Genomic DNA, 16131 nt, shown 5'->3' on the forward strand with positions numbered 1-16131 from the left:
CCTTACTGCAAGGCCCGGCGCCCGGCATGTACCGGCGGTAAGCGCGTCCGCCAGGCTAAAGCGCATGTCGCAAATCCGTAACTATCCTGACCAACTAGACAGTTATCTACTGCACCCAGACGGCCTCGCCATCCAACCGCCCGGCCAGTTGCGGGGCCTGCACCTGCTGGGCTGCCAGGTGTGCCTGCACGGCCTGCAGCAGGGGGCGCTTGAAGGCGCTCTGAAAGCGATGGGCCAGCCCGGGAATCAGCACCAGCTCGCTGCCACGGATATGCGCCGCCACGTGCACACCGTGCATCACCGGCAACAGGGGATCGGCAGTACCGTGCACCACCAGAGTCGGCACGCGCAGGCGGTTGAGCAACTCGACCCGGCTGGGCTCGGCCAGCACGGCCAGCAACTGGCGCTGGATGCCCTGCGGATAGTGCGCGCGGTCATAGCTTCGCGCCGCCTGGCGCAGCAGCGCGGCACGGTCATCCGGCACCTGCGGACTGCCCAGAGCGGCCAGCAGATCGGCCTGCTGCTCCAGTGCCACCTGGCGGTTGGGCGCTTCACGCCGCGCCAGCAACTCCAGCAACTGTGCGCGGGGGGCCGGCAGGCCCTGGGCACTGCTGCTGGTCATCAGCAGCGTCAGGCTGCGCACCCGCTCGGGAGCCAGGTCAGCCATGTGCTGGGCGATCATCCCGCCCATGCTGGCACCGAGCAGATGAAACTGCTCGATACCCAACTGATCCATCAGCTGCAGGCCATCGACCGCCATGTCGCGCAGGTGATACGGCGCCTCGACCGGCAGGCCCAGGCGGTAGCGGATGGCCGCATAGGTGAGACTGGCGTCAGGTTCTTCCCCCTTGAGACGCGACAGGCCGACATCACGGTTATCGAAACGAATCACCCGCCAGCCGGCCTGACACAGGCTGCCCAGCACCTCGTCAGGCCAGTCGATCAGTTGCCCGCCCAGGCCCATCACCAGCAGCAGGGCCGGATCGCTCTCGCGGCCGATACTCTGGTAGGCCAGACGCACCTCTCCCAGGTCAGCCATGGCTGTTGGGGCACGCGTATCACAGGGTGTGGCGGCAATAGCCACCGACGCGCCCAACAGGGCGACGATAGGAAGTAACCAGCGCATGGGGAGTCCATCCAGAGCGAAGCATGACGGCAAGCGGCAAGTCTGGCCAAACGCCCGCCACTGCGCTGCCACAAAGCCGTGACAATTTGATGAAGCCCGCCGAACGGTCGTGACTCACCCAGGCCTTGTCCCGCTACCCGTTTCAACAGGCACAACGTGCCTTCGCCCAGTAGAATCCTCGCCCCAACCCTGTCGACCCGACCGCCATGTCCAGCACTGCCTACACCACCCTGCAGCAACACCTCAGCCAGGCCCTCGCCTCGCCGCCCGGCGAAACCCGCCGCCTGTTCCACGGCCGTGGCAGGCTGTGGCCTGGACTGGAGCAGATCACGGTGGACTGGCTGCAGGGCATCGTTCTGGTGGCGCTGTTCCGCGAGCCGGAAAGCGCCGATCTGACCGCGCTCAGGCAGATGCTGCTGGAGCTGACGCAAACGCCGGTCTGGCAGGCCAGCAGCGCCCACACCCTGCTGTTGCAGCACCGCTACCGCCAGCAGGACAGTGCCGAATGGCTGCTGGGTGAGGCAGTAGAGCACTGGCAGATCACCGAGAACGGCCTGCGCTACCTGCTCGACCTGGGCAGCAAGCAGAACAGCGGCCTGTTCCTCGACATGCGCCTGGGTCGTCAGTGGGTCCAGGCCAATGCCAGCGGGCTCCGCGTGCTGAACCTGTTCGCCTACACCTGCGCCTTCTCGGTCGCAGCACTGGCCGGCGGCGCCAGCCGGGTGGTCAACCTGGACATGGCCCGCGCAGCCCTCAGCCGTGGCCGCGACAACCACCGGCTGAACCAGCAGGACCTCAGCCGGGTCAGCTTCCTCGGCCACGACCTGTTCAAGTCCTGGGGCAAGCTGCGCAAGGACGGCCCCTTTGATCTGATCATCATCGACCCGCCCACCTTCCAGAAAGGCAGCTTCGCCCTGACTCAGGATTACCAGAAGATCCTGCGCCGCCTGCCCGAACTGCTCAGCCCCGGCGGCAGCGTGCTGGCCTGCGTCAACGACCCGGACATCGGTCCGGACTTTCTCATCGACGGCATGGCCCATGAGGCGCCGGGACTGCGCTTCATCGAGCGACTGAACAACCCGCCGGAGTTCGCCGACATCCACCCGGACAGCGCCCTCAAGGTCCTGCTGTTTCGCCAGCAGGAAGCCGTTCAGGACTGAAGGGCGAATAAAGGCCGCGCAACGCTGGATTTTTTGCGACACAGATCACACAATCCAGCTTGATGCCGACCACGGCAACAGGATGCAGAGCGGCACTAGGCCGCCAATAACTCGAACCCCGCAGGCCGGCGCCCAGCGCCGGACCGTAACAGGGCAAAACGATGGACTTCTACCGCAAGCACGCGCACCGGATCGAACACCTGTCAGACCTGCTGCTGACCCGTGCCGAGCAGTTCATGGCCGAACAGGGCACACCGGCGCTGCCGCCGGCAGTGCACGCCGAGCTGATGCAACCCCTCGATGCCGGCGACCTGCCCGCCTTTGCCCAGGCCCTGCGTGAAGCGGCCGTGCACTTCGTCATGGCCGGCAACTCCGCCGAGTTCTGGTCCCTGCTCAATGCCCTGCAGTCACTCTGCCAGGCCCTGGAAAAAGCCTGGCACAGCCAGGCTGACGAGAGTGGCGAACGCGCACTGGATCACCTGCAAGAGCAACTCGCCAGCCAAACGGCCTGAGCCTAGGTCAGCTCAGCGCGCAGCTGACGGGCCGCCGCCACCATGTTCACCAGCGCCGCTTCGGTCTCCGGCCAGGCACGGGTTTTCAGGCCGCAGTCCGGGTTGACCCACAGGCGCTCGGCAGGCACCCGACGGGCAGCCTTTTTCATCAGACGTACCATCTCGGCACTGTCCGGCACACGCGGTGAGTGGATGTCGTAGACGCCCGGGCCGATCTCGTTGGGGTACTCGAAGCGCTCGAAGGCATCCAGCAGCTCCATGTCCGAACGCGAGGTCTCGATGGTGATCACGTCGGCATCCATGGCGGCGATGGACTCGATCACGTCGTTGAACTCGCTGTAGCACATGTGGGTGTGAATCTGCGTCTCGTCGCGCACGCCCGAGGCGCACAGGCGGAAGGCCTCGGTGGCCCAGTCCAGATAGCCCTGCCACTGGGCGCGGCGCAGCGGCAGGCCCTCGCGGAAAGCCGCTTCGTCGATCTGGATGATCCTGATGCCGGCCGCTTCCAGATCCACCACCTCGTCACGGATGGCCAGTGCCAGCTGGCGCGCCTGCTGTTCGCGGGAAATATCTGCGCGCGGGAATGACCACATCAGCATGGTCACAGGTCCGGTCAGCATGCCCTTCATCACCTTGTCGGTGCAGCGCTGGGCGTAGCTGATCCAGTCCACCGTCATCGGCTGCGGACGGGACAAATCGCCATAGATGATCGCCGGTTTCACACAGCGCGAGCCGTAGCTCTGTACCCAGCCGAAGCGGGTGAAGGCATAACCGTCGAGCTGCTCGGCGAAGTACTCGACCATGTCGTTGCGCTCGGCCTCGCCATGCACCAGCACGTCCAGACCCAGTTGCTCCTGTACCTGCACCGCGTGGCGGATCTCGCTGTGCATCGCCTCGGTGTATTCGGCCTGGGACAGCTTGCCGGCCTTGAACGCCTGGCGCGCCAGACGGATGGCCGAGGTCTGCGGGAAGGAGCCGATGGTGGTGGTGGGGAATGGCGGTAGGTTGAGCAGCGCCCGCTGCCTGGCGATACGCTCGGCGAACGGAGACTGGCGCTGACTGTCCCGGGCGGTAACGGCGGCCAGACGTTTCTGCACCGCCGGCTTGTGGATGCGCGGCGAAGCGGCACGGCTGGCCTGCACGGCACGGCTCAACGCGAGAGCATGCTCAACTTCGGCTGCGGCCGGCTGATTCAGGGCAAGCGCCAGCACCGCCACTTCGCGGCACTTCTGCACGGCGAAGGCCAGCCAGCTCTTCAGCTCAGCATCCAGCTCCGTTTCGCGCTCCAGGTCCACCGGTACATGCAAGAGTGAAGAGCTGGGCGCGACCCACAGGCGACTGCCCAGGCGTTCGTGGGCCTGCTGCAGTACCTCCAGCGCCTGCGCGAGGTCAGTGCGCCAGATATTGCGGCCATCGACCACGCCCAGCGACAGCACCTTGTAAGCCGGCAGGCGGTCGAGGATGGCCGGGAACTGCTCGGGCGCGCGCACCAGATCGATGTGCAGACCGTCCACCGGCAGGCCGGCGGCCAGGCCGAGGTTATCTTCCAGACCCGCGAAGTAGGTGGCGATCAGCTTCCGGCCCGGCTCCTTCTGCAGCAGGTTGTAGGCACGCTCGAAGGCATTCTTCCAGTCCTGCGGCAGATCCAGCGCGAGGATAGGCTCGTCGATCTGCACCCAGTCGATGCCCTGGGCAGCCAGACGCTGGAAAATCTCGCCATAGACCGGCAGCAGGCGCTCCAGCAGGTCGAGCTTGTCGAAGCTGTTGGCTTCACCCTTGCACTTGCCCAGCCACAGGTAGGTCAGCGGGCCGATCAGCACCGGCTTGAGGTTGTGACCGAGAGCCTTGCCCTCCGCCACTTCCTCGAACAGCTGCTCCCAGCTCAGGGCAAACTGCTGGTCGGCGGTGAATTCAGGCACCAGGTAGTGGTAGTTGCTGTCGAACCACTTGGTCATCTCTTGCGCATGTGCGCCACCACAGCAGGTGCTGTGGCTGCTCTTGTTTCCAGAAACGCCACGCGCCATGCCGAACAGGGTGTCCAGCGTCGGCTGGCCGGCATAGGGGCGGAAACGCTCGGGAATCACGCCGAACATCAGCGAGTGGGTCAGCACCTGGTCGTACCAAGCGAAATCGCCGACCGGCAGCAGTTCGATACCGGCATCCTTCTGCAGCTGCCAGTGCTCGGCGCGCAGGCGGGCGCCCACCTCGCGCAGACCGGCCTCGGCCAGTTCGCCTTTCCAGTAGGCTTCCAGCGCCTTCTTCAATTCGCGGTCGCGGCCAATGCGCGGGAAACCGAGGTTGTGGGCCAATGCCATGGGTGTCTCTCCTTGTCTGTGGATAGCGACATTCTCGGCAGCCAGACAAAGTGAGACAAACTCAATAAATTCTTGATTAACTCAAGTTTAATTCATGCAAGAGGCACCTTTCGGCGCCCCTTTCTCGCATCAGGTCCCTGATTTGAACCGGCTGAACGCCCGCGTCAGCGCCCGGTTGAACGCCTTGGCGTTGTCGTTCTTGGTGTAGAGCGTGGCGCGCACCTCAGCCGGTGGGTAGGTGCCGGGGTCGGCCAGAATGGCCGGATCGACCGTCTTGTCCGCCGCCGGTACCGCATTGGCATAGAACACCGTGTTGGTGATGGCTCCGATCACCTCGGGGGTCATCAGGTGGTCCATCAGCGCCAGCGCCGCCTCGGGATGCGGCGCATCCCTGGGAATGACCATGGCATCGAACCAGATCAGCGCCCCTTCGCGCGGGATGCTGTAGCTCAGCGAATAGGGCTTGCCGGCCTGCTGGGCCTGGCCGGCGGCGATGCCGACGTTGCCGTTCCACGACATCGCCAGACAGGTGTCGCCGTTGGCCAGATCGGCGATGTTGCGGTCATTGTCGAAGTAGCGGATATGCGGCCGCACCTGAGCCAGGTGTGCCTCGACCTTTTTCAGGTCATCCAGGTTCTGCTTATTGATGTCCAGCCCCAGGTAGCGGAAGGCGGCGGCGAACACCTCATTGGGATCGTTGAGGTAGCTCACCCCGCAGTCGGCGAACTTCGCCACCACCTGCGGATCGAGCAGCATGGCCCAGCTGTTCACCGGTGCCTCGGGCATACGCCTGGCAATGGCCTGCTGCTGGTAACCAAAACCGGTGGTGCCCCACAGGTAGATGCCGGCGTAGCGGTTGCCCGGGTCGAAGGCCGCCATGTGCCTGGCGAACTCCGGCCCGATGCCGGCGAAGTTAGGCAGCGCGGCCTTGTCCAGCGGCCGCAGCGCGCCGCTCTGGATCGCCCGCTGCAGGTGCTGGCCGGCGGTCAGCACCAGATCGTAGCCGCTGCGGCCGGTGAGCAGCTTGGTTTCCACGGTTTCCAGCGAGTCGAAGTGATCGACCACCACCTTGATCCCGGTCTTCTGCTCGAAGGATGACAGGGTGTCCGGCGCCAGGTACTCGTTCCAGATATAGAGGTTGACCTGCTTGGCGGGCTCGGCCGCCAGCGCACTCGCGCAGACGGACAACGCCAGGGCCAGCCATGAGGCGGGCAGTTTCATGCTGGCCTCCTAGCGCTTGGGCGCGGCGTATTGCGGAGAGGTGATGCAGGCAACGTTGCCGCCACCGAGCAGGATCTCGCGCGAATTCTGGATACCGAGAATGCGGTGCTGGGGGAACAGCTCGGCGAGCGTCGCCTGGGCGATGCGGTCATTCGGGTCGTTGAACAGCGGTACGACGATGGCCGAGTTGCCGGCGTAGTAGTTGATGTAGGACGCGCAGATCTGCGTGCCGGCCTGACGGGTGTGGGTGGCGTCGTCCTGGTCCAGGCCCTCGGCTTCTTCCGCCGTCCACTCCAGCACGCGCGGCTGCGGCAGCTTGTGGATCTGCAGCTCGCGGCCCTGGGCATCGCGGGTGCTGCGCAGGATGTCGTAGGCCTCCTGATAGATTTCCCACTGCGGATCGCTGCGGTCGTCGGTCCACTGCATCACCACCACACCGGGGCGGACGAAGCAGGCCAGGTCGTCGATATGGCCGTCGGTTTCATCGAACTTGCAGCCGCGCGGCAGCCAGATCACCTGCTCGGCGCCCAGGTAGTCCTGCAAACGGCGGGTCATCTCGTCCTTGCCCAGATGGGCATTGCGGTTGCGGTTGAGCAGGCACTGCTCGGTGGTCAGGAGGGTGCGCTGACCGTCGCTCTGGATGCCACCCATCTCGGCAATGAAGGGCGCGCGGTAGCGGTCGAAGCCCTCGATCTCGAGGATCTTCTGAGCAATCTGGTCGTCCTTGTCCCAGGGATAGTAGAGGCCGCCATCGAGGCCGCCGTAGGCGTTGAACTCGAAGTCCACGCCGCGCACCTCGCCGGTCGCGTCGTTGAGCAGAAAGGCCGGGCCGCTGTCGCGGAGCCAGGTGTCGTTGCAGGTCATCTCCACCACCCGCACATGGGCCGGCAACTGACGGCGGGCGTTGGCGTACTGGGCGGCCGAGGCGCAGACGGTGACCGGCTCGCTGCTGGCGATGGCGGTGACGATCTCGACCCAGACCTTCTGCGCCGGCTTGCCGCCGTTGCGCCAGACGTCCGGGCGCTCCGGCCAGCCGAGCCAGCAGCGGGATTTGGGTTCGAATTCGCCGGGCAGGCGGAAGCCGTCGGCTTTGGGCAGGGAAGTCAGGGTACGGGCCATTGCAGGGGACTCATCGGTGGCGGTTGGATGAGCCGACAGTACCCGTGCCAGAGCGTCCGCGACCAATGACCATTATCGCGGAACCATTGAATTCAATTCACAGATCAACCAACTGATCAGTGAACCATTCAATGAACTGCGCCACCGCCGGCTTGTCCAGCCTCAGGCGTTCGCAGACCAGCGCGTACTGCCCGAGCGAGGCCACCTGTGCCGCAAACGGACGCACCAGACGGCCGCTGGCCAGATCCTCGGCGCTGGTCAGGTTGTCGCCGATGGCCACGCCCTGCCCGCGCGCCGCCGCTTCCATGGTCAGCCCGGCGTGGCCGAGGTACAGGTGACGCGCCGGCTGGATATCGCCGGCATGAGTGGTCAGCCAGGCGGTCCAGGTCTTGCCGTCCTGGTCGTCATGCAGCAGGCAGTGGCGGGCCAGATCGCGCGGGTGCTTGAGCGGCTGCTGGTTGAACAGCCCCGGGCTGCACACCGGAAAGAACTGCAGGGTCGGCAGCGGCCGCACGAAGTAGGCGCTGGCATCCTCGGGGCCGGTGCCGTAGGTGATCGCCAGGTCGATCTCAGCTCCCGGCAGCGCCGCTTCCAGCGGCTGCTCATGCAGGTGCAGGGTGATCTGCGGGTGACGCTCGGTGAAGTCGGCCAGCCGGCCGATCAGCCATTTCTGCGCCAGTTCCACCGTCACCGCAATCCGCAGCTGGGCCTGGGAACCGGGGTCGCGCAGCTCGTCGCAGGCCTCACCGATCAGCTCGAAGGCCTGCTGCAGGCTGCGCAGCAGGCGCCGCGCGGCCGGCGTCGGGCGCACCTGCCGCCCCTCCCGCTCGAACAGCGGCGTACCGAGCTGCTCCTCGAGCTGGCGGATCTGGTGGCTGACCGCACTGTCAGTCACACACAACTCGGCCGCTGCACGGCCGAAATGGGCGTGGCGGGCGGCAGCCTCGAAGGTGCGCAGGGCGGTGAGCGAAGGCAGGCGGCGCATGGACGACTCCGGAAACGGGCAGGCCCGCATGCTGGCCCAGAGCAGGGCTTCGGGCAAGCGCTCGACAGCCCGGCCATCTTGAAGGAAACTCACCAGAATCGTGAAACACCATAAGTTTTACTCACCGAGGCCTGACATGCTCGAACTGCGCCATCTGAAAACCCTGCACGCCCTGCGCGAGGCCGACAGCCTGGTGGAAGCCGCCGAGCGCCTGCACCTGACCCAGTCGGCGCTGTCGCACCAGTTCAAGGAGCTGGAGAGCCAGCTGGGTCTGTCGCTGTTCATCCGCAAGACCAAGCCGGTGCGCTTCACCAGCGCCGGCCTGCGCCTGCTGCAACTGGCCGACAGCCTGCTGCCGCAGCTGCGCGCCGCCGAACGCGACCTGGCCCGGCTGGCCGGCGGCACGGCCGGCCGCCTGCACATGGCCATCGAGTGCCACAGCTGTTTCCAGTGGCTGATGCCGACCATCGACCAGTTCCGCGATGCCTGGCCGGAGGTGGAGCTGGACCTGGCCTCTGGCTTCTCCTTCGCCCCGCTGCCGGCGCTGGCCCGTGGCGACCTGGATCTGGTGGTCACCTCCGACCCGGTGGACATGCCTGGCATCACCTACGTCCCCCTGTTCACCTACGAGGCCATGCTGGCGGTGGCCAACCAGCATCCGCTGGCGGGCAAGCCCTACGTGATGCCGGAAGACCTGGCGCGGGAAATCCTCATCACCTATCCGGTGGAGCGAGACCGGCTGGATATCTTCACCCGCTTCCTTGAACCGGCCGACGTCGAACCGGCGCAGGTGCGCACCTCGGAACTGACGGTGATGATGATGCAGCTGGTGGCCAGCGGCCGGGGCGTCTGCGGCCTGCCCAACTGGGCGCTGCATGAGTACAGCTCGCGCGGCTACGTGACCGCCAAACGCCTGGGCGACAAGGGCCTGTTCGCTACCCTGTATGCCGGTATCCGCGCCGACATGCTGGATGCGCCGTTCATGCGCGACTTTCTGCTCACCGCCAAGGACACCTCGTTCGCCACCCTCGAAGGCGTCAGCGCCGCGCGCAGCTGAGCCTTTCCCTGCAAGGATGCAGTATGAAAGCATTGCAAGACCCGCAGCTGGAAATCCCCCACGGCAACGCCGCCGTGTGGCGCTACATGGCGCAATGGAAGCTGGAGAAACTGCTGCTGGACCGCGCCCTGTTCTTCCCCAATGCCAGCCGCCTGTCCGACCAGTACGAAGTATCGATCCCGGCCAGCACGCTAAAAGCCAAGCGCGATGAACTGGCCGCCAGCGGCCTCCAGGGGCAGAGTCTGGAGACCGCGCTGGCGGCCTTTCACTGGGAGTGCAACCCGCTCAAGGAGCAGGTACTGGTCAATTGCTGGTCGCTCAGTGCCCACGAATCCTACGCATTGTGGAAGATCTACCTGGGCGGCGAGCGCAACGGCGTGGCCATCCGCAGTACGGTCAGCAGCCTGCGCCGCGCCCTGCTGCAGGGTGGCGATGACTACCCGCAGGATTTCTACCTGGCCAAAGTGCAATACCGGCGGCATCTGACCGTGGCGCAGGCGGAACGCCTGGCGGTGATCACCACCAAGAAGCCGTTCTACGATTTCGAAAAGGAACTGCGCCTGTTCATCCTCGATGGCCAGGACAACCGCCCCAAAGGCCAGCACGCACCCTTCGATGCCAGTCAGGGTCGCAACGTGCGGATCGATCTGCCGCGGCTGATCCAGCAGGTGTACGTTTCACCCTTCGCCGACCCCGGCTATGCCGAACAGGTCAGCCAGCGACTGCACGAAGCGGGGCTGAACCCGCTACTGCTGCGCCAGTCGGAAATTCGCGATCGCTGATCAGGCTTTGCGCACCAGACGCAGGCCCGACAACACCACTGCAAAGACCGCCAGGCTGGCGCTGTACAGCACCAGCGCCGGCAGAGCGAGAAACAGACCCAGCACGGCCAGCCACCAGCCGGCCGCACGCGGCAGGAAGAAGGCAACAAGGGCGGCCAGCAGCGCAGCGCCGGCAATCACCCGGAAGTGAATCAGCAGGCCCAGCGCACTACGAACCTCGCACTGCCAGAGTCCGGCCTGCTCCACGCACAGCCCGACCCACTTGGCATCCTCCATCAGGGCAAAGCGCACGCCATAGCTGGCAGCCAGCCACAGGGGCACGAGGAGCAGGAGAAGCAGGGCGGAACGGCGGGTCATGCGGTAACTCCAGACGTATGTCGGCGGGCACAATTCAACGGGCGCCAAGGATACCGGGCGACCACGCCACTGCAAACCGCTGATGCGCGTTAAAAAAGCCACCACCCACTTGCGCCAAACCAGCGGAGCGGGTCCACTGCATCCATCCATCACGGAGGATCAGCATGCCCATTTTCCTGCGCCTGGCAGCCCTGGCTTTCACCAGTTGCCTGAGCCTGACGGCCGTGGCCAACAGCACGGTGCCGGCCAGCTATGGCTTTCCCATCAGTAACCCGTTCGAGGCCACCATTGCCGGCACCCCGGCGGAACTGCGCCCAACACTGCCATCCGACGACGAGATCGATCAGGGCGACTACAGCCTCAACCTGCTGCCCAAGCGCGAAGCCAGGCTGCCGTCCAACTTCTGGCCGGTCAAACGCCTGAGCTACCGTTTGGCCCGTCAGGCTGGCCCGGCACCGCTGATCTTCATCATCGCCGGCACCGGCGGGCATTACAGCGGCGGCAAGATGGAGTTCCTCAAGCGCCTGTACTACGGCGCCGGCTACCACGTGGTGCAACTGTCCTCACCCACCAGTTACGACTTCATGGCCGCCGCCTCGCGCCACGCCACGCCGGGTTTCAGCGTGGAGGATGCCAAGGACCTGTATCGCGCCATGATCGCCATCCGCGAGCAACAGGAGAACCTGAAAATCACCGAGTTCTACCTGACCGGCTACAGCCTGGGCGGCCTCAACTCGGCGTTCGTCAGCCATCTCGACGAACAGGAGCGTGTGTTCAACTTCAAGCGCGTGCTGCTGATCAACCCACCGGTCAACCTCTACACCTCCGTGAGCAATCTGCAGCTACTGGTGCAGAGTGAAGTGCCGGCGGTGCGCAATCAGGGCAGCTTCTTCGAGTTGCTGCTGGGCAAGCTCACCCACTACTTCCAAGACAAGGGCCATATCCAGATGGATGACGCCCTGCTCTACGACTTCCAGGAATCGAAGCAGCGTCTGTCCAACGAAGAAATGGCCATGCTGATCGGCTCGTCGTTCCGCTTCACCGCTTCGGACATCGCCTTCACCTCCGACCTGATCAACCAGCGCGGCTTCATCACCCCGCCGCGCTACCCGATCGACGATGGCACCAGCCTGACCCCGTTCTATAAACGCGCCCTGCTGTGCGACTTCGACTGCTACATGACCGAGCAACTGATCCCGTTCTGGCGTAAGAAATACGAGGGCAGCGGCCTGCAGATGCTGATCCAGCAAACCAGCCTGTATGCACTGGAGGACTACCTGCGCCAGTCACCGAAAATCGCCGTGATGCACAACGCCGATGACCTGATCCTCGGCCCCGGCGACCTCGGTTTCCTCAGGCGCACCTTCGGCGAGCGCCTGACCCTTTATCCGCGCGGCGGCCACTGCGGCAATATGGACTACCGCGACAACAGCCAAGCAATGCTGGAGTTCTTCCGTGGCTAAGTACCTTTTCCTTGCCCTGCTCCTGACCGCTCCCCTGGCTCAGGCCGAGCATGGCGCCGACGCCGACGGCTACACCCGGCCACTGGAACACCTGAAGATCAACCCGGCGCTGGACCAGCGCGAGTTCGAGCGCTCGACCCTGGATGCCCTGGATATCTACGACCCGTGGGAGTCGTGGAACCGGCGCGTGTACCACTTCAACTACCGCGCCGATCAGTGGGTCATGCTGCCGGTGGTGCGCGGCTATGAGAAGGTCACCCCCGGTTTTGTGCGCAGTGGCGTGAGCAACTTCTTCAGCAATCTCGGCGACATCCCCAACCTGCTCAACAGTCTGTTGCAGCTCAAAGGGCAGCGCTCGATGGAGATTACCGGGCGCCTGCTGTTCAACACGACAGTGGGCGTTTTCGGCCTGTGGGACCCGGCCAGCCGCATGGGCCTGGCCAAGCAGAGCGAGGATTTCGGCCAGACCCTCGGCTTCTATGGCGTACCCGACGGTCCGTTCGTCATGCTGCCGCTACTGGGGCCGTCCAACCTGCGCGACACCGGCGGTCTGGTGGTGGATTTCGCGGCCGAAAGCCAGGTGAATTTCCTCAATGTGGCCGAGGTCAGCAGCGATCACCCCGAGGTCACGCTGCTGCGCGCCATCGACAAGCGCTACAGCACACCCCTGCGCTACGGCCAGCTGAACAGCCCGTTCGAGTACGTGAAGCTGCGCTACGTCTACAGCAAGGCACGTGACCTGCAGATCGCCGAATGACTCAGCGAGCGCCGGGGCTCATGGCCTCGGCCACACTCTGCTGAGAAGCCTCGGCAACACGCGTTTCCACGCCCAGATTGATCACCGGCGCGGGCATCTGTTGCAGGCCGAGGAAGCGGCACAGTTCTTCCTTCTGCGCCATGGCGTCCTGATAACCCAGCTCGATCAGCTCATTGCAGTAGCCGGGTTCGAACAGCAGGTAACTGAGCACCCCGGCACCACTGGCCCGGGTCGCCCCCGGCCCACGCAGGAACAGGCGCAGGGCTTTGGGCAGCTCACGCCGATGGCGGGCGGCAATCTGATCCAGAGGCCGGCTCGGCGAGATCACCAGCACGTCCACCGGCTTGCTGCCCAACCCCTTGCTGCGGGCATCCGGCGGCACCAGCCGGCCCAGATGGTTGATCCGCTCGAGCAGTTCGATATCGCTTTCCAGATTGTCGATGAAGGTGCTGTTGAGCATATGCCCGCTGATCTGCGCCAGAGTCGGCGGCTTGCCGGTCTGATTGCGCGGAGTCGCTTCGGCAGTGGTCCGTGCGTTGTTGCTCACCCCCACGACCAGCACGCGGCTCGCGCCCAGATGCAGCGCCGGACTGATCGGCGCCGACTGGCGAACCGCACCATCACCGAAATACTCGCGATTGACCCGCACCGGCGGGAAAATCAGCGGAATGGCCGCGCTGGCCATCAGGTGCTCAAGACTCAGACGAGTCGGCACCCCGACACGGCGATGACGGAACCAGGGATCGATAGCCGCTCGCCCCTGATAGAAAGTCACCGCCTGCCCCGATTCGTAACCAAAGGCCGTTACCGCCACCGCCCGCAACCGACGTCGCGCCACGGCAGCGGCAATCCCGGAGAAATCCAGTTCGCGGCTGAGCAAGTCCCGCAGTGGCGCGTTATCCAGCAGTGCGACCGGCACGTCGCCGCCCAGACCCAGCAGGCTGTGGCCGACAAATCGCGCACTCTGCTGCAGCACACCAGCCCAGTCGCTACGGTACACATTGTGCGTATGAAAGCCCTGCCAGACCTGGGTCAGGCGGTGAATCGCCTCGGTGAAATGCAGGGCTCCGCAGGCCAGCCCCACGGCATTGATCGCGCCGGCCGAGGTGCCAACGATGACCGGAAAGGGGTTATGCGCGGCATCCGGCAGCAAGTCGGCAATCGCCGAAAGCACGCCAACCTGATAGGCGGCGCGGGCACCGCCGCCGGAGAGGATGAGGCCGGTTATCGAACGACCTTGGCTGGGGCTGTCTGTCACGTCGGGCACTTCCTTGAACTATGCAGCGAGTATAGCCAAGCGCCCTGAGGCCGCCGCCCTAGCCTTTCTTGCGGTACAACTTCGGCTCACCGGCCGGGCGCGTTTTGAAGCGCCGGTGTGCCCACAGGTACTGCTCGGGCTGCTGGCGGATTGCCTGCTCAATCCACTGATTGATGCGCAGGCAGTCGGCTTCCTCGCTGTCTCCCGGGAAGTCAGCCAGAGCCGGGTGCACGGTGACCTTATAGCCGGAGCCATCGGCCAGGCGCGTCTGGGTGAAGGGCACCACCCGCGCACGACCGAGGCGGGCAAATTTGCTGGTTGCGGTAACAGTCGCCGCCTGCACGCCAAACAGCGGCACGAACAGACTGCGCTGAGCGCCATAGTCCTGATCCGGGGCATACCAGACCACGCCACCCGCGCGCAGGACCTTGAGCATGCCGCGTACATCATCGCGCTCGATCGCCCCGAGCAGACGCTGTTCACGGCCATGACGCTGGATGAAATCAAACAATGGATTCTTGTGCGCGCGGTACATGCCATACATATCCTGCTGCATGCACAGAAGCGCGCCCCCCATTTCCAGGGTGGTGAAGTGCAAGGCCATGAGAATCACCCCCTGACCATCGGCCTCGGCCTGACGCAGATGCTCCAGCCCCTCGACCGTCCCCAGGCGCTTGAGCCGTTCCACCGGCCACCACCAGCTGATGGCCATCTCGAAGAAGGTCATCCCTGTGGAAGCAAAATTCTCACGCAGCAGACGCTGGCGCTCGCCGACCGAGAGTTCAGGAAAACACAGTTCCAGGTTGCGTGCGGCAATACGCCGGCGCGAGCCCGCCAGGTGGTACATCAGTCCGCCCAGTCCCCGCCCCAGCACCACCAGCCAGCGATACGGCAACTGCACCACCAGCCAGAGCAGCCCCATGCCCAGCCACAGCGGCCAGAAGCGCGGATGCAGGAAATAGATACGAAAAGCCGGACGATCCATCACGAAATCCGAAAAGACGACAAAGGCGCGCATTCTACATGGCTTGCGACAGGCAGGGCTTCTGGTTATAAGTCGTGGCCATTTGTACCGATGGGCGATCCATGAGCCAGCCAGACCTTCTCGACCAAGACCCCGTATTCCTGCTCAAGGGCAGCATGCTGGCCACCACCATTCTCGAGCTCAGCCACAACGACCTGGCTCGCCTGGATCGCCAACTTGAAGAAAAGGTCGCGCAAGCCCCGGCCTTCTTCGAGAACATCCCGCTGATCATCGCCGTGGACAAGCTGCCCGAAGCCGAAGGTCAGATCGACCTGGCCGCCCTGATGCAACTGTGCGGCAAGCATGGCCTGCGCACCCTGGCCCTGCGCGCAGGGCGCGAGGAAGACATCGCCGCCGCCAGCGCTCTCGACCTACCAGTGCTGCCGCCGTCCGGGGCGCGGGAAAAACTGATCGAACTGGTCGAAGCGCGCCAGGCTGCGGCAGAACCTGCGGCCCCTGCCGAGCTGGAAAAACCCAAAGAACCCGAGCGCAAGCCAACCAAGGTCATCAATCACCCGATCCGCGGCGGCCAGCAGATCTACGCCGCCGATGGCGATCTGGTGGTACTCGGCCCGGTCAGTGCCGGCGCCGAACTGCTGGCCGACGGCAACATCCATGTCTACGGCCCCATGCGCGGCAGAGCCCTGGCAGGCGTCAAGGGCGACACCAGCGCACAGATTTTCTGCCAGCAGATGGGCGCAGAGATGCTCTCCATCGCCGGTATTTACAAGGTCGCCGAAGACCTGCGCCGCGATCCGCAATGGGGACGCAGCGTGCATGTCAGCTTGTCGGGAGATGTGTTGAACATCACCCGCCTTTAACGGATACTGCGGCGCAATTCAGGGGACTGTTCCCACTTCGTTCACGGCCGCGACGGCACCCGCTTTTGCGCGGAGCTAGGCGCGAGACACGAAGTTTGGTCGTCCAAATGAGCTGTCGAGCAACAACGTTCCGCGCAAAAGCGGGCCCGTCCCTCCGGGTTACGCACAAAATCG

Annotated in this window: 15 protein-coding genes; 7 read left to right on the top strand and 8 right to left on the bottom strand. The window is 64.8% G+C overall.

The features are described 5' to 3' along the window. Positions 1-106: 106 nt before the first annotated feature. Positions 107-1126 (bottom strand): alpha/beta fold hydrolase, encoded by a 1020-nt coding sequence (locus tag CK486_RS05825; RefSeq protein ID WP_095939341.1) that lies wholly within the window; start codon positions 1124-1126, stop codon positions 107-109. A 206-nt stretch (positions 1127-1332) separates the two neighbouring features. Between CK486_RS05825 and CK486_RS05830 the strand changes: the two genes are divergently transcribed. Both CK486_RS05830 and CK486_RS05835 read left to right on the top strand, forming a co-directional pair. Further along, positions 1333-2286: a class I SAM-dependent methyltransferase gene (locus tag CK486_RS05830; protein ID WP_095939342.1), complete on the top strand. Its 954-nt coding sequence runs from the start codon at positions 1333-1335 to the stop codon at positions 2284-2286. A 161-nt stretch (positions 2287-2447) separates the two neighbouring features. Then, on the top strand, positions 2448-2798 hold the full coding sequence (locus tag CK486_RS05835) for a hypothetical protein (RefSeq protein WP_095939343.1): 351 nt from the start codon (positions 2448-2450) through the stop codon (positions 2796-2798). Between the two features lie 2 nt (positions 2799-2800). Here CK486_RS05835 and metE read toward each other — a convergent pair whose 3' ends face one another. The 4 genes from metE to CK486_RS05855 form a co-directional block, all read right to left on the bottom strand. Next, on the bottom strand, positions 2801-5113 hold the full coding sequence (gene metE, locus CK486_RS05840) for a 5-methyltetrahydropteroyltriglutamate--homocysteine S-methyltransferase (protein WP_095939344.1): 2313 nt from the start codon (positions 5111-5113) through the stop codon (positions 2801-2803). Between the two features lie 129 nt (positions 5114-5242). Beyond that, a complete protein-coding gene (locus CK486_RS05845) occupies positions 5243-6334 on the bottom strand; it encodes an extracellular solute-binding protein (RefSeq protein WP_095939345.1) in 1092 nt (363 codons plus the stop codon). Between the two features lie 9 nt (positions 6335-6343). Next, positions 6344-7453 (bottom strand): agmatine deiminase, encoded by a 1110-nt coding sequence (gene aguA, locus CK486_RS05850; protein ID WP_095939346.1) that lies wholly within the window; start codon positions 7451-7453, stop codon positions 6344-6346. A 97-nt stretch (positions 7454-7550) separates the two neighbouring features. Next, positions 7551-8438 carry a LysR substrate-binding domain-containing protein gene (locus tag CK486_RS05855; protein WP_076584454.1) on the bottom strand — a complete coding sequence of 296 codons (888 nt, stop codon included), beginning with the start codon at positions 8436-8438 and terminating at the stop codon, positions 7551-7553. A gap of 136 nt (positions 8439-8574) precedes the next feature. Between CK486_RS05855 and metR the strand changes: the two genes are divergently transcribed. Continuing rightward, positions 8575-9495, top strand: a complete 921-nt coding sequence (metR, locus tag CK486_RS05860; RefSeq protein ID WP_095939347.1) for a transcriptional regulator MetR — start codon at positions 8575-8577, stop codon at positions 9493-9495. Between the two features lie 23 nt (positions 9496-9518). Then, positions 9519-10277, top strand: coding sequence for a hypothetical protein (locus tag CK486_RS05865; protein WP_095939348.1), 759 nt, complete (start codon positions 9519-9521; stop codon positions 10275-10277). Here CK486_RS05865 and CK486_RS05870 read toward each other — a convergent pair whose 3' ends face one another. Beyond that, positions 10278-10634, bottom strand: a complete 357-nt coding sequence (locus tag CK486_RS05870; protein ID WP_095939349.1) for a hypothetical protein — start codon at positions 10632-10634, stop codon at positions 10278-10280. A gap of 164 nt (positions 10635-10798) precedes the next feature. Here CK486_RS05870 and CK486_RS05875 point away from each other — a divergent pair, with 164 nt between their 5' ends. Further along, on the top strand, positions 10799-12097 hold the full coding sequence (locus CK486_RS05875; protein WP_095939350.1) for a serine/threonine protein kinase: 1299 nt from the start codon (positions 10799-10801) through the stop codon (positions 12095-12097). After that, on the top strand, positions 12090-12854 hold the full coding sequence (locus CK486_RS05880) for a VacJ family lipoprotein (RefSeq protein WP_095939351.1): 765 nt from the start codon (positions 12090-12092) through the stop codon (positions 12852-12854). Before CK486_RS05875 ends, CK486_RS05880 begins: the two co-directional genes overlap by 8 nt. Before the next feature lies 1 nt (position 12855). On the opposite strand, the gene CK486_RS05885 is transcribed toward CK486_RS05880, so the two are convergent. Both CK486_RS05885 and CK486_RS05890 read right to left on the bottom strand, forming a co-directional pair. Beyond that, positions 12856-14112: a patatin-like phospholipase family protein gene (locus CK486_RS05885; RefSeq protein WP_095939352.1), complete on the bottom strand. Its 1257-nt coding sequence runs from the start codon at positions 14110-14112 to the stop codon at positions 12856-12858. Between the two features lie 58 nt (positions 14113-14170). Beyond that, positions 14171-15097, bottom strand: coding sequence for a lipid A biosynthesis lauroyl acyltransferase (locus tag CK486_RS05890; protein WP_095939615.1), 927 nt, complete (start codon positions 15095-15097; stop codon positions 14171-14173). Positions 15098-15198: 101 nt separating this feature from the next. On the opposite strand from CK486_RS05890, the gene minC reads away from it, so the two are divergent. Next, positions 15199-15957, top strand: a complete 759-nt coding sequence (minC, locus tag CK486_RS05895; RefSeq protein WP_095939353.1) for a septum site-determining protein MinC — start codon at positions 15199-15201, stop codon at positions 15955-15957. Positions 15958-16131 lie beyond the last annotated feature (174 nt).

It is taken from the genome of Pseudomonas sp. HAR-UPW-AIA-41 (assembly GCF_002304225.1).
GTDB lineage: Bacteria > Pseudomonadota > Gammaproteobacteria > Pseudomonadales > Pseudomonadaceae > Aquipseudomonas.